General features: G+C 65.5%; 14 protein-coding genes, 1 other RNA gene and 1 riboswitch. Of the genes, 6 read left to right on the top strand and 9 right to left on the bottom strand.

Translation table 11 applies throughout. The features are described from left to right. Positions 1 to 3 precede the first annotated feature (3 nt). The 6 genes from cobC to BG57_RS04440 are packed head-to-tail and all read right to left on the bottom strand — an operon-like array spanning position 4 to position 6,038. Positions 4 to 573 carry an alpha-ribazole phosphatase family protein gene (gene cobC / locus BG57_RS04465; RefSeq protein WP_035960534.1) on the bottom strand — a complete coding sequence of 190 codons (570 nt, stop codon included), beginning with the start codon at positions 571 to 573 and terminating at the stop codon, positions 4 to 6. Further along, on the bottom strand, positions 558 to 1,319 hold the full coding sequence (locus BG57_RS04460; RefSeq protein ID WP_035960532.1) for an adenosylcobinamide-GDP ribazoletransferase: 762 nt from the start codon (positions 1,317 to 1,319) through the stop codon (positions 558 to 560). Before BG57_RS04460 ends, cobC begins: the two co-directional genes overlap by 16 nt. Beyond that, positions 1,316 to 2,383 (bottom strand): nicotinate-nucleotide--dimethylbenzimidazole phosphoribosyltransferase, encoded by a 1,068-nt coding sequence (cobT, locus tag BG57_RS04455; protein ID WP_035960530.1) that lies wholly within the window; start codon positions 2,381 to 2,383, stop codon positions 1,316 to 1,318. Before cobT ends, BG57_RS04460 begins: the two co-directional genes overlap by 4 nt. Continuing rightward, a complete protein-coding gene (locus BG57_RS04450) occupies positions 2,380 to 3,156 on the bottom strand; it encodes an ABC transporter ATP-binding protein (protein WP_035961054.1) in 777 nt (258 codons plus the stop codon). Before BG57_RS04450 ends, cobT begins: the two co-directional genes overlap by 4 nt. Further along, positions 3,153 to 4,151 (bottom strand): FecCD family ABC transporter permease, encoded by a 999-nt coding sequence (locus BG57_RS04445; protein WP_035960528.1) that lies wholly within the window; start codon positions 4,149 to 4,151, stop codon positions 3,153 to 3,155. Before BG57_RS04445 ends, BG57_RS04450 begins: the two co-directional genes overlap by 4 nt. Positions 4,152 to 4,172: 21 nt before the next feature. Further along, on the bottom strand, positions 4,173 to 6,038 hold the full coding sequence (locus BG57_RS04440; RefSeq protein ID WP_152562521.1) for a TonB-dependent receptor plug domain-containing protein: 1,866 nt from the start codon (positions 6,036 to 6,038) through the stop codon (positions 4,173 to 4,175). Between the two features lie 85 nt (positions 6,039 to 6,123). Beyond that, positions 6,124 to 6,424: riboswitch (cobalamin riboswitch) on the bottom strand. Positions 6,425 to 6,618: 194 nt separating this feature from the next. Between BG57_RS04440 and BG57_RS04435 the strand changes: the two genes are divergently transcribed. The 5 genes from BG57_RS04435 (at position 6,619) to BG57_RS04420 (ending at position 8,948) form a co-directional block, all read left to right on the top strand. Next, complete coding sequence (locus BG57_RS04435) at positions 6,619 to 7,008, top strand: hypothetical protein (RefSeq protein WP_035960524.1); 390 nt, start codon at positions 6,619 to 6,621, stop codon at positions 7,006 to 7,008. Further along, positions 7,005 to 7,319: a cell division protein ZapA gene (locus BG57_RS04430; protein ID WP_035960522.1), complete on the top strand. Its 315-nt coding sequence runs from the start codon at positions 7,005 to 7,007 to the stop codon at positions 7,317 to 7,319. Before BG57_RS04435 ends, BG57_RS04430 begins: the two co-directional genes overlap by 4 nt. 117 nt (positions 7,320 to 7,436) lie before the next feature. Then, positions 7,437 to 7,618: non-coding RNA, 6S RNA (ssrS, locus tag BG57_RS31360), on the top strand. A gap of 66 nt (positions 7,619 to 7,684) precedes the next feature. Beyond that, positions 7,685 to 8,155: an EVE domain-containing protein gene (locus tag BG57_RS04425; RefSeq protein ID WP_035961052.1), complete on the top strand. Its 471-nt coding sequence runs from the start codon at positions 7,685 to 7,687 to the stop codon at positions 8,153 to 8,155. 67 nt (positions 8,156 to 8,222) lie between these two features. Beyond that, on the top strand, positions 8,223 to 8,948 hold the full coding sequence (locus BG57_RS04420) for an SIMPL domain-containing protein (RefSeq protein WP_035960520.1): 726 nt from the start codon (positions 8,223 to 8,225) through the stop codon (positions 8,946 to 8,948). An 11-nt stretch (positions 8,949 to 8,959) separates the two neighbouring features. Here BG57_RS04420 and lgt read toward each other — a convergent pair whose 3' ends face one another. Together lgt and BG57_RS04410 are read right to left on the bottom strand one after the other, a co-directional pair. Beyond that, positions 8,960 to 9,856 (bottom strand): prolipoprotein diacylglyceryl transferase, encoded by an 897-nt coding sequence (lgt, locus tag BG57_RS04415; protein WP_035960519.1) that lies wholly within the window; start codon positions 9,854 to 9,856, stop codon positions 8,960 to 8,962. A gap of 39 nt (positions 9,857 to 9,895) precedes the next feature. Next, entirely contained in the window at positions 9,896 to 10,852 is a 957-nt protein-coding gene (locus tag BG57_RS04410; protein ID WP_035960518.1) for a LysR family transcriptional regulator, read from the bottom strand. A gap of 106 nt (positions 10,853 to 10,958) precedes the next feature. Here BG57_RS04410 and ilvD point away from each other — a divergent pair, with 106 nt between their 5' ends. Further along, positions 10,959 to 12,632: a dihydroxy-acid dehydratase gene (ilvD, locus tag BG57_RS04405; protein WP_035960517.1), complete on the top strand. Its 1,674-nt coding sequence runs from the start codon at positions 10,959 to 10,961 to the stop codon at positions 12,630 to 12,632. A 75-nt stretch (positions 12,633 to 12,707) separates the two neighbouring features. Here the strand turns inward: ilvD and BG57_RS04400 are convergent, their stop codons facing one another. Next, a complete protein-coding gene (locus tag BG57_RS04400) occupies positions 12,708 to 13,058 on the bottom strand; it encodes a DUF2486 family protein (RefSeq protein WP_035960516.1) in 351 nt (116 codons plus the stop codon). Positions 13,059 to 13,061 lie beyond the last annotated feature (3 nt).

Below are 13,061 nucleotides of genomic sequence, written 5' to 3'. Positions count from 1 at the left end.
GACTTACGCGTTCCACCGCACGACGATCCACCGCTCACCCGCCCGACGAAGCCACACGATCCCTTCGAAATCGAGCGCCCACTGCAACGCGCCCGCATAGTCGAGGCGCAGCAGACGCGCCGCCAGCACCCGCATCACGCCGGCGTGCGCGACGACATGCATCACGGACGAAGCATCGGCGGATGCCTCGTCGAACCAGTCGAACACGCGGGCGCTGAACTGAGCGAGACTTTCGCCGCCATGCGGGCGCGCGTGCTCGATATCGGCGGCCCACGCATCGATCAGCGCGCGATCGATGTCATCCCACGCGCAGCCTTCCCACGCGCCGAAGTGCATCTCGGAGAGCCGCGCATCGATGCGCGCAGTCCCGAGCGCATCCGCAAGCGATGCACAGCGGCGCAACGGACTCGAATGCCATCCGTCGACGCAATCGGGCACGTTCAGCGCACGCATTCGCGCGAGCACGTCACGCGCCGATACGCGCGCATCATGAACAAGCGGCGCATCGGTCTGGCCGTAGCACACGCCGGCATCGATCGCGACAGCGGGATGACGTATCAGTATGAGATCCATGCCAGCCCGGTGAGATAGATCGCAAGCTCGAACACCTGCTGCGCGCAGCCGAGGCAATCGCCGGTATAACCGCCGATGCGCCGCACGAAGTAGCGCCCCGCGATAAAGCGCAGCGACGCAAGCACGACAACCGTCACGCAGGCGAAGCGCCAGCCCATCCACAGAAGCCACGGCAAGCCGAACGCCAGTGCAAGCGCGAGCGACATCACGCTCATGCGCTGCGCGACCGGCTTCGCCTTGCCTTCGGCACGCACGTAATCGAGCGTGAAGAGATAGCTGATCGCGAACGCGCGGCTCGCGGCGTGCGCGGCGATCATCAGCATCGCGGCGCGCATCGGCGGCAACGCGGCCAGCGTCTGCCACTTGAGCGCCAGCGCGATTACGAGCGCAATCGCCCCGAATGCGCCGATGCGCGAATCGTGCATGATGCGCAGCACGTCGTCGCGTGTGTAGCCGCCGCCGAAGGCATCGGCGCAATCGGCGAGACCGTCCTCGTGGAACGCGCCGGTCAGCACGAGCGTCGCGGTCATCGACAGCAACACGGCCACGCCTGCCGGAAACACGCGCAGCGCCGCCAGATAGACGAGCGCCGCGACGCCGCCGACCATCGCGCCGACGAGCGGAAAGTAGCGCGCCGCCGCGTTCAGATACTCGCGCTCGAAGCCGACCCAGCGCGGCACCGGCACGCGCGTGAAGTAGCCGAGCGCGGTGAAGAAGTAACGCAGCTCGTCGAGCGGACGGCTCATGGCTGCGCGTCTTGCTTGTTCGATACGCCCGCCGAATCGAAGCTCGCCATCTCGTCGACGAACGCGACGGCCGCGCGCAAGAGCGGCAACGCGAGCGCCGCGCCCGTGCCTTCGCCGAGACGCAAGTCGAGTTGCAGTAGCGGCGCGGCATCGAAGTGCGCCAGCATGCGCCGATGCCCCGCTTCGTTCGACGCATGCGCGAACACGCAGTAATCGAGCACGTCCGGCGCGATCTTCGATGCGACGAGCAGCGCCGAACTCGCGATGAAGCCATCGACGAGCACCGTCATGCCCGCCTCGGCTGCGGCGAGGTACGCGCCCGTCATCATCGCGATCTCGAAGCCGCCGAACATGGCGAGCGTATCGATCGCATCGCCGCCCGACGCATGCTTCGCGAGCGCGCGCGCCAGCACGTCGCGCTTGTGCGCGAGCCCGCGATCGTCGAGGCCGGTGCCGCGTCCGACACATTCGTCGATCGGCAGCGCGCACAGGCGGCTCATCAGGCACGCCGCCGCCGATGTATTCGCGATCCCCATCTCGCCGAAGCCGATCACGTTCGTGCCGAGCGACGCGTGATGCCGCACGCGCGCCGCGCCCCGCGCGATGGCTTCCAGCGCCGTGTCGCGCGACATCGCCGCTTCGTGCGCGAAGTTGCGTGTGCCGAGGCCGAGCGACAAACGCTCGTAGCCGTGATCGATCGGTATCGGCGTCGCGACGCCCGCATCGACGATTTCGAGCGCCATGCCGACGGAACGCGACAACGCGTTGATCGCCGCGCCTCCGCTCAGAAAATTCGCGACCATCTGCGCCGTCACTTCCTGCGGATACGGACTCACGCCTTCGGCGGCGATGCCGTGATCGCCCGCGAACACGATCATCGCGGGACGTTCGATGCGCGGCTTCGTCGTGCGCTGTATCACGCCGATCTGCAGCGCGAGCGATTCGAGCCGCCCGAGGCTGCCCGGCGGCTTCGTCTTCATGTCGATGATGCGGCGCAGTTCGGGTTCGATGGCGCGATCGAGCGCGCGAGGCATCGGAATGGACATGGGCGGTTCCTTGGTCATGAGGGGAAGCGAGGCACGAGCGCTTCATGCCCGCCATCGCGGATGAGCGCCAGCGGATAACCGAACGCGGCGCTCGCACGCTCGGCCGTGAGCACATCGGCGACGAGGCCGCCCTGCGCGCCGCCCTGGCCGTCGAGCAATAACGCATGCGTGGCGAAGCGGCGAGCGAGGTTCAGATCGTGACACGAGAGCACGACCGCGCGGCGTTCATCGCGTGCCGCTTTCACGAGCGCATTCAGGCAGTCGATCTGGTGATGCAGGTCCAGATGGGCGAGCGGTTCGTCGAGCAAGAGCAGCGGCGCGTTCTGGCACAGCACGGCGGCCAGCGCGACGCGTTGCCGTTCGCCGCCCGAGAGCGTCAGCACGTCGCGCGATGCGAACGCGGCAAGGCCCAGTGCATCGAGCGCGGCGTGCGCGGCGGCGCGGTCGTCGTCGCTTTCCCAGCCCCAGCCGGTCAGATAAGGAAAGCGGTTGAGCAGCACGGTGTCGAGCACGGTCGCGCTGAACGCGTCGTGCGTGCTCTGCGGCATCAGCGCGCGCCGGCGGGCGAGGTCCGCCGCGCGCCATTGCGCGAGCGCGCGGCCATCGAGCGATACGACGCCCGCCGCCGGTTTCGCGAGGCCCGCGAGGACGCCGATGAGCGTCGTCTTGCCCGCGCCGTTCGGCCCGGCGATGCACCACACCTCGCCCGCCGCGATGGTCGCGCGCAGGCCATCGACCAGGATGCGGTCGCCGGCGCGCAGCGTGAGCGTGTCGATATGAAGTGTGTTCATCGCGGTCGGCGCAACAGCATCCACAGGAACATCGGCACGCCGACGAGCGCCGTCACGACGCCGACCGGCAACTGCGCCGGCGCGATGATCGTGCGCGCGGCAAGATCGGCGCTCATCACGGCGAGCCCGCCCGCGAACGGCGCGGCCGGCACGAGCATGCGCTGATCGTTGCCGAAGGCGAGCCGCAGCAGATGCGGCACGACCAGCCCGACGAAGCCGATGGTCCCCGCTGTCGTCACCGCGGCCGCCGCCGCAAGCGACGCCACGAGATACACGCGCAGGCGCAACCGTTCGACCGGCACGCCGAGCGCCCGCGCGGCGGCATCGCCACGCAAGAGCACGTTTAGTTGCGGCGCAACGGGCGCAATCACGGCAAGCGCCACGCCCAGCGCGATCATCGCGGGCCAGGGGGTCGCTGCGCCGTTGAGGTCGCCGGTGAGCCAGAAGAGCATGCCGCGCAGCCGGTTCTCCGGCGCGATGCTGAGTATCAGCGTGATGAGCGCGCCCCACCCCGCCGCGATCACGACGCCCGTCAGCAACAGCCTCGGCGATGCCTCCTGCTCCCCATGCCACAGGTGCCTGCGCGCAAGGCCGAGCACCAGCGCGATCGACACGAACGCGCCGATGCACGCGGCGAGATCGACGCCCCACCACGGCATCGACGCGAGCATCGCGGCAAGCGCGAACGCCGCCGCGCCGCCGGATACGCCGAGCACGTACGGCTCCGCGAGCGGATTGCGCAGCAGCACTTGGAGCAGCGCGCCGGCGAGCGCGAGCAGCGCACCCGACGCAAACCCCGCCAAGGCACGCGGCAGACGCAAGGTGAGCACGATGTCATCGGCGATATCGGGCGTGGCCGAACGGGCATGCAGCAGCGCAGCGATCGCACGCGACATCGGCAGATTGACGCTGCCGAGCGCAAGCGATGCCGCGAGCGCGGCGAGCGCCATCGCGCCGAGCGCGAGCCAGATGAAGACGGCGCGGCTAGCGTTCATCGTTCAACGACAACGCCACGCTCACGACGGATTCCATCCGAGCGTGATGTACGCGCCGCGCCGCGGCGTGTTGTACGAGTAAGCGAGTTCATAGTCCCGGTCGAACAGATTGTCGATGCGCGCGCTCACGTACCACGACTTCGTGATGTCATAGCGCGCGGACAGGTTCACGACGCCGTAGCCCGCGAGCGTCGAATCGTAATCGCTGCGCGCGCCGCTCACGATCCACTCGCCGCCCACGCGCCAGCGTCCGATCGAACGATGCGCCGACAGCGATGCAAAGCGCCGCGCACGCCTCGTCAGTTCTTCGTGATTCGTCTCGTCGACGGGATTCTGGAACGTGACGCCCGCGCGGATATCCGTTGCGCCCACGTGCCCCGCCCACGATCCCTCGACGCCTTGCACCTTCGCGCGTCCCACGTTCTGCGCGATATAAAAGCCGCTGCCGTCCGATACGTAGTCGATCAGATTCGAATAGCGCGTCTGAAACGCCGTCACGCGCAGCACGCCCACTGCGTCCGATGCATATTGCAACGCGGCCTCGACCGAATGGCTGCGCTCCGGCTGAATCGACGCATTGCCGCTGAACGGATAGTAGAGGTCGTCGAAGCTGGGTGCGCGGAACGACGCCGCATAGCTCGCGCTCGCGCGCCAGTGGGCGTCGAATTTGTACGCGTAGCCGAGATAGTAGCTGTTCGCGCCGCCGAAATCGGAGTACTGGTCGTGCCGCACGTTCGCCTGCACTTCGCTCGGACCGAAGCGCCCCACGTAGCCCGCGAACACCGAATTAACGTGACGGTCGGGCGCGCTCAACTGATCCGAATCGAGCGACTGATCGAGATGCTCATAGCCGAACAGCAGCTTGTGGGCATCGGTGAGCCTGAAGTCGTTTTGCCAGAGGTACTGATGATTCTCCGAGTTGAATCGGCTCGTGTACACGCCGTTCTGCTCGATGTTCGCGCGGTCCTGTCCCTGCGCGACAGTGAAGTGCGTGGTCCAGCGATCGGTCAGCCTGCCGTTCGCGAACACTGAAGCCGAGCGCACGCGGTCGTGCGTCTTGTTGATGTCGGCCGGGGTGCCGTATGCATCGTCGAAGCTGTCGACGCCGTTCGATTGCAGGAAGCGCACGCCCGCATCCCACTTGTCGGTGAACTTGTGGCGCAGCGTCGCGGCGACGCTTTCGTTCAGGTAACCGTTCGCGTTCGGGTTCGCACCGGGCGCGAGCGCCGGATCGATCGACGAGAAGCCGTCGGTCTTTTCGCGGGACACGTTCAGGCTGAAGGTGGTGCGGCCCTCGGCATCGAGCGCGCCGTCGACGCCCGCCGACTGACGCTGCGTGTGATAGCTGCCGTACTCGGCTTCGAAGTGAAAGCGCGGCGGGTGAGCATCGCCCTCTTTCGTGAAGATTTGCACGACGCCGCCGATCGCATTCGATCCATACAACGCTGATACATTGCCGTTCACCACTTCCACGCGGCCGGTCTCATCGAGCATCATTTGCGACAGCTGCGCCGCGCCGAGCGATACCGATTCGACACGCACGCCATCGATCAGCACGAGCGATTGCGACGACGCCGCGCCGCGTATGTACACGCCCGAGTTCGCGCCCGGCCCGCCGTTTCGTGTGACCTGTACGCCGGGCGCGAGCGCGATCAGGCCGAGCACGTCGCGAGCGTTGGTGTCGGCGATGTCCTGCTCGTCGAAGAGCGACGTTTGCGGGAGTGAATCGGCGAGCGGCTGCGCGGTGCGCGTCGCCGTGACGACGACGGGCGCGAGCGTTTGCGCGGCGGTATCGGCATGAGCGGATGGCACGGGCAGCGCGCTGAACGCCGCGCACGATGCCACGCAAACGGCGCGACGCTTCATGCCGGACGGAGATGAAACCATGCTTGAGAATCCAGTTCGGGGCTGGCGCGTGCCCCGCTCCCCGCGAGGTCTGTGCGCGACGCGCGCGCCGCTATGCCGACGACATGGACGCGCTGGACGATTGGCCGGTATCCGGGCTGGCGACGCTTCGTCCCGCCTTCCCGCGCATGGCGCGCAGTGGCGTCGACACGTTTCTTGCAGGGCGTGCCGCATGACGACGAACCATGCGATGCGACGCGAGAAACGCGCGAGGGACGACTTGCAACTTGCGTTGCGGTCGCTTACCGTTGCGGGGGCAGCACAGGTTGGCGCGTCCCGGTCATGCGCCGTGGACTTCGCTCCCTGTTTCCCGTTTGACTGCATCCGCGAGAGAAGCGGACGCGAGCACCAAAAGTGCGGCAAGTGTAGGAGCGGGCATCGGGGCCGTCAAGAACGCGCGCCGTGCCCGGCACCTTGCAATGAACACGCACGCTCGCTCTTTCCACACACAAATGCATCGCGATGCGCGCATGTTCCGGGGTTGTTACGTCTCGAAACGAGACAATTATCGGAAGCTGCTTTGAACCGCGCTAAAATGCCAGGTCTTTAGAGGACGCAGCACATGCTCAACGAACTCGAATCACTGTCAGGAAACATCGGCCGGCTGATCCAGATCAGCGAGCGCCACCATCAGGCGCGTCTCGCGCTCGAAGCGCAAATCGAACAATTGCGCGCCGACTACGCGGGCGTTCAGGCCGAGCTCGTGCAGGTGCGAAGCGAGCGCGACGCATTGCAAGCCGAGCGCGACTCGCTCTCCGCGAAGATCGACGACGCACAGGTGCGCCTCAACGCAATTCTCGAGAAGCTGCCGCGCGGCAAAACGCATCACGCCGAAAGCGACAATCAGCTCGACCTTCTCAACGCCGAATCGCAGGCATCGCGCGACGCGCAGCCCGAACATGCGCATGCTGAAGAGATGCACGGCGAACATCATCACGGAGAGAAGGCATGACGACCACGCAGATCGAAGTATCCATCCTCGGCCAGCCGTATCGCCTCGCGTGCTCGCCGGAAACGGAAGCCGCATTGCGCGAAGCAGTCGCCCGCGTCGACGCGGAAATGAACAAGATCCGCAACGCAAGCAGCGTGCGCGGCACGGATCGCATCGCGGTGATGGCCGCGCTGTCGCTGGCGTCCGAATTGCTTCGGCTGCAGGAAAGCGTGCGTCATGGCGAAGCCTTCCCCGCTGAAGAAATTCGCCGCACGGTGCACTCGATGAACCAGCAGCTCGGCGCGGTCATCGCACAATATGAAGTGCAGTGAGTGCAAGCCGTTTGCATGATGCGCTGATCTAATCAGCCTCGCGGTGTCAATCAAAAAAAGATACTGCGCGATCACGGCGCAGGGGCTGCACAAGGCAAATGATTGGTGTAGAGTGAGGTTTCCCTGCCTGGTGCGCCAAGGTCATATATTCCTTGAACCAATGTCACATTGGCACGGTTGCGGAACCTTGTAACACGGGCGCGCGCGTCACTAGTCTGATGTACCCGAAGTGTTGCTTACCGCGACCAATCTTGAACCCAGGTTCAGGATGCCGGCCTAGCGGCTGAGGCGGGGACCTTATCCAGACGGCATCGGTTAATCCGATGCCGTTTTCATTTGCATCGCCGATTCTTCCCGCTCTCCTCATGCGCTACTGGCTGATGAAGTCCGAACCGGACGAAGCGAGCATCGATCATCTCGCGCACGCGCCGAAGAAAACCTTGCCGTGGACCGGCGTGCGCAACTATCAGGCGCGCAACTTCATGCGCGACCAGATGCAAATTGGCGACGGCGTGCTCTTCTATCATTCGAGCTGTCCGGAGCCGGGTATCGCGGGCATCGCGAAGGTTGCTTCGACGGCCTATCCCGATCCCACGCAGTTCGATTCGAAGAGCCCCTACTTCGATCCCAAGTCTACGCAGGAAACGCCGCGCTGGCTGCTCGTCGACGTGAGCTTCGTCAGGAAGACGCCGCTCATTCCACTTGCCGAATTGCGCGCGCACGATGCGCTTTCGGACATGCAAGTGCTGGCGCGCGGCAACCGGTTGTCCATTACGCCCGTCACCGAAGCGCAGTGGCGCTTTATTACCGAACGGCTCGCCGGAGACCGGAACTAAGGGCGCGAATGGACCGCCTAAGAGCCGTCGCGAAACGCGCGACGTTACAGGCCGGAGTCCTTCGATGATGAACAAGAAAATCGCCGCCGCACTCGCTCTCGCGATGTCGAGCGCCGCGCTCACCTTCTCGGCCACTGCCGCTGCGCAGACGGTCATCGCCAACCCGCAGCCTTCGGGCGTGCTCTCGCTGTCGGCTCAGGCCAGCACGCAAGTGCCGCAGGATGTCGTCACCATTACGCTCTTCTACGAGCAGGAAGCCGCCGATCCTTCATCGCTGACGACTACGCTGAATCAGCGTGCCGAGGCCGCCTTGCGCGAAGCGAAGGGCGTCGATGGCGTCACCGCGAAGAGCGGCGCGTTCAGCGTGTATCCGTCGACGGATCGCGACGGCAAGATATCCGCGTGGCGCGGACGCACGGAAGTCGTGCTCGAATCGCATGACTTCGCGGCGGCCTCGAAGCTCGCGGGCAAGATGAGTGCGTCGATGCAGGTCAGCAACGTCACGTTCTCGCTGTCGCCGGAAGCCCAGCGCGCCGCTGCGCAGAAGCTCTCGACGCAGGCCATCGATTCGTTCCGCAAGCAGGCACAGGCCGCAGCGCAGGCGTTCGGCTATAGCAGCTTCACGATCCGGGAAGTGAACGTCGGCCAGAGCGGCGTGGCGCCGCGTCCGGTGATGATGATGCAGGCGCGCGGCATGAACGCCGATGCGAAGATGGCCGCGCCGATGGCGCTCGAAGCCGGCACGACGATGGTTACCGTCGACGTATCCGGCTCCGTGCAGATGGGACGTTAAGCGCCGTCGGTTCAGGCGGCGTTGGCCGGCACGCGCCGATGCCGCTTGTACGCCCACACCATCAGGACGATGCCCACGATGACCATCGGCAGCGAAAGCCATTGGCCCATCGAGAGATTGAGCGCGAGCAGGCCGAGGTAATCGTCCGGTTCGCGTGCGAATTCCACCGTGAAGCGCGCGAGCCCGTAGCCGATCAGGAACAGCGCCGAGACTGCGCCCATCGGACGCGGCTTGCGCGAGAACGTCCAGATCAGGATGAACAGCACGATGCCTTCGAGCGCGATCTCATACAACTGCGACGGATGGCGCGGCAGCATCTGATACCGCTGGAAGACTTCGCTCAGATGCCATTGCGCATCAAGTTGCGGATTCTTCGCGAGCCAGACGGCGTCATCGTTCGACGAATGCTGGAAGAGCATGGCCCACGGCGCGGCCGGGTCCGTCACGCGGCCCCACAGCTCACCGTTGATGAAGTTGCCAAGGCGCCCCGCCGCCAGACCGAGCGGCACCATCGGCGCGACGAAATCCGTCACCTGCAGCCACGTGCGCTTGCGCTGATGCGCGAAGAGCACCATCGCGAGCGTCACGCCGAGAAAGCCGCCGTGAAACGACATCCCGCCTTCCCACACCTTGAAGATATCGAGCGGATGCGACAGGTAGTAGCTCGCCTTGTAGAACACCACGTAGCCGAGACGCCCGCCGAGAATGGTGCCGAGCACGCCGTAGAACAGCATGTCGTCGATGTCCTTCGCGGTCCAGCCCTGATTGGCGACGAACGGCAGCTTCAGCCGCAGCCGGCCAATGACGATGGCCGAAATGAACGCCACTAGATACATGAGCCCGTACCAGCGCACGGCGAGCGGTCCGAGATGAATGGCGACGGGATCGAAATTGGGATGTATGAGCATCGTAAGAAAGTCAAAGCAAAGCGGGAAGTCAGGCACGAATCATAAAGCAGAGACGGCCGCGGCCCGCGCGCGCACGATCTCGATGAACCCGGCAAGCACCGGACTCACCTCCGCCGCGCGCCACACGAGCCCCGTTTCGACAACGGGCGCATCCGCCACCGGCCGCAACGGACGATACACCACGCCCGTGCGTCGCAGATGCCGCAGCGATTGCGGCACGAGCGCGACGCCCATGCCCGCCGACACGAGACTCACGATAGTCTGCATCTGAATCGCCTCCTGCCCGATGCGCGGCGTCAGCCCCGCCGCGGCGTAGCAACCCATGATGATGTCATACAAGCCCGGCGCGAGACGCCTCGGAAACACGACGAGCGGCGCGGCAGCCAGATCGCGCAGATCGACGGGCGTGTCGGCCCACTCCGCCGCGCCTTGCTGCAACTGCGCGGCCGCTTCTGCCGACATCGCGACGACGAGCGGTTCGCGTGCGATCGGCAGATACGACAGCGACATCGCGTGCCGGGGCGGCAGCGGCGGAATGACGAGGCCAGCATCGATGCGGCCCGCGACGAGTTCTTCGATCTGCACGTCGCTCGTCGCTTCCGTCAGTTGCAGCCGCACGCCGGCATAGCGCGCGCCGAAATCGCGCAGCAGCGCGGGCAGCAGGCCGTAGTCCGCCGTCGAGACGAACGCGAGCGACAGCACGCCCGCCTCGCCGCGCGCGAGCGATTGCGCGAGCGGACGCAGCGCGTCGGCGGAAGCGAGCAGCCGGCGCACTTCGGGCAGCAAGTCCTTGCCGACCGCCGTCAGTTCGACCGTGCGCTTCGTCCGCGCAAACAGCGCCACGCCGAGCGCGTCTTCCAGCGCGCGGATGGCTTGCGAGAGGGGCGGCTGCGTCATGGCGAGGCGCGCGGCGGCGCGGCCGAAATGCATTTCTTCGGCGACCGTCACGAAGTAGCGCAGCAAGCGCATCTCGATGGGCGGATTCCGCTCTTCCATTGATATGTTTCGCGACCTAATAAGCCCTGAATAATATATTGGACAGACACAAGCCGACGCTTCATTCTTGGGCCACTAGACCAAAAATTCTCACGGAGCCCCCATCATGCCGTTCAATCGCCGCTCGAAAAACATCACCCAGGGCGTTGCGCGCTCGCCCAACCGTTCGATGTACTACGCCCTCGGCTACAAGGAGGAAGACTTCGACAAGCCGATGATCGGCATCGCCAACGGGCATTCGACCATCACGCCGTGCAACGCGGGCTTGCAGCGCCTCGCCGACGCCGCCATCGCCGCGATCAGGCAGTCCGACGCGAACCCGCAGATTTTTGGCACGCCGACGATCTCGGACGGCATGTCGATGGGCACCGAAGGCATGAAGTACTCGCTCGTGTCGCGCGAGGTGATCGCGGACTGTATCGAGACTGCCGTGCAGGGACAGTGGATGGACGGCGTGGTCGTGATCGGCGGCTGCGACAAGAACATGCCCGGCGGGATGATCGGCCTTGCGCGCATGAACGTGCCGGGCATCTACGTGTATGGCGGCACCATTCGTCCGGGCAACTGGAAGGGCAAGGACCTGACCATCGTGTCGTCGTTCGAGGCCGTCGGTGAATTCACGGCTGGCCGCATGTCGGAAGAGGACTTCAAGGGCGTCGAGAAGAACGCGTGTCCGTCGACTGGATCGTGCGGCGGCATGTACACGGCCAACACGATGAGCTCGTCGTTCGAGGCGCTCGGCATGTCGCTGATGTATTCATCGACGATGGCGAACCCCGACGACGAGAAAGTCGCCTCGGCGGCTGAATCGGCGCGCGTGCTGGTCGAAGCGGTCAAGAAGGATCTGAAGCCGCGCGACATCATCACGAAGGAGTCGATCGAGAACGCGGTCGCGCTGATCATGGCGACGGGCGGTTCGACCAACGCGGTACTGCACTATCTGGCGATCGCGCACGCGGCGGAAGTGGAGTGGACCATCGACGACTTCGAGCGCATGCGCAAGAAAGTGCCGGTGATCTGTGACCTGAAGCCGTCGGGCCAGTACGTCGCCACGGATCTGCACAAGGCGGGAGGCATCCCGCAAGTGCTGAGAATCCTGCTCGACGCAGGCCTTCTGCATGGCGATTGCATTACGATCACTGGCCGCACGCTCGCGGAGGAACTGAAGGACGTGCCGGGCAAGCCGCGCGCGGATCAGAAGGTCATCTTTCCGATCGAGCAGGCGCTCTACAAGCAGGGCCACCTCGCGATTTTGCGCGGCAATCTCGCGGAAGACGGCGCGGTCGCGAAGATCACCGGCTTGAAGAACCCGGTCATCACCGGCCCGGCGCGCGTGTTCGACGACGAGCAGACCGCGATGGAGGCCATTCTCGCGGACAAGATCAAGGCCGGCGATGTCGTCGTGCTGCGCTATCTCGGCCCGCAAGGCGGCCCCGGCATGCCGGAGATGCTCGCGCCGACATCGGCGATCATTGGCAAGGGGCTGGGGGAATCGGTCGGTCTCATCACCGATGGGCGCTTCTCGGGCGGCACGTGGGGCATGGTGGTCGGCCACGTCGCGCCCGAAGCGTTCGCGGGCGGGACCATCGGTCTCGTGCAAGAGGGCGATTCGATCACCATCGATGCCCACAAGCTGCTGCTGCAACTGAACGTGGACGACGCGGAGATCGCGCGCCGGCGTGCGGCGTGGAAGAAGCCGGCCCCGCGTTATACGCGCGGCGTGCTGGCGAAGTACGCCACGCTGGCGTTGCCGGCGAATCGCGGGGCGGTCACGGGCTGATCGACATCGCAATCCGTAGCACGCAATGACAAAGGGGCGCTCATGCGCCCCTTTGTCATTTGAACTTCGTCCCGCTCAAGCCTCCCGCTGCCGCCGCAACTCCTCTTCCACCGCGACGCTCACCCATTCGCGCATATGCGCTTCCAGCGCAACCGCCACTTCGCGCGTGATGTCCTGCACGAGCCTCGCCGAATGTGCGCGCAGCACGTCCTGACAACGCGCTTCGATCAGCGCGCGCGCATCGCCGTTCAGAAACTGCGTGACGCGCCCCTGCAAGCGTTGCGCGACGAGTTCCGCCTCGTAGGCGACCGTCGCTTCGTCAGCCGTTGCCGCGCGCGCGAATTCCGGCTTGCCGGGCACGACGACATCGGTGAGAACGGGAATGGATGGATCGAAGGAATCGGACGTGTTCGTGGTGTCGGTCATGGT

Source organism: Caballeronia grimmiae, from assembly GCF_000698555.1.
In the GTDB taxonomy this organism is placed as follows: Bacteria; Pseudomonadota; Gammaproteobacteria; order Burkholderiales; family Burkholderiaceae; genus Caballeronia; species Caballeronia grimmiae.
The sequence above is the reverse complement of the archived record's forward strand: the minus strand, read 5'-3'. Positions and strand labels throughout refer to the sequence as shown.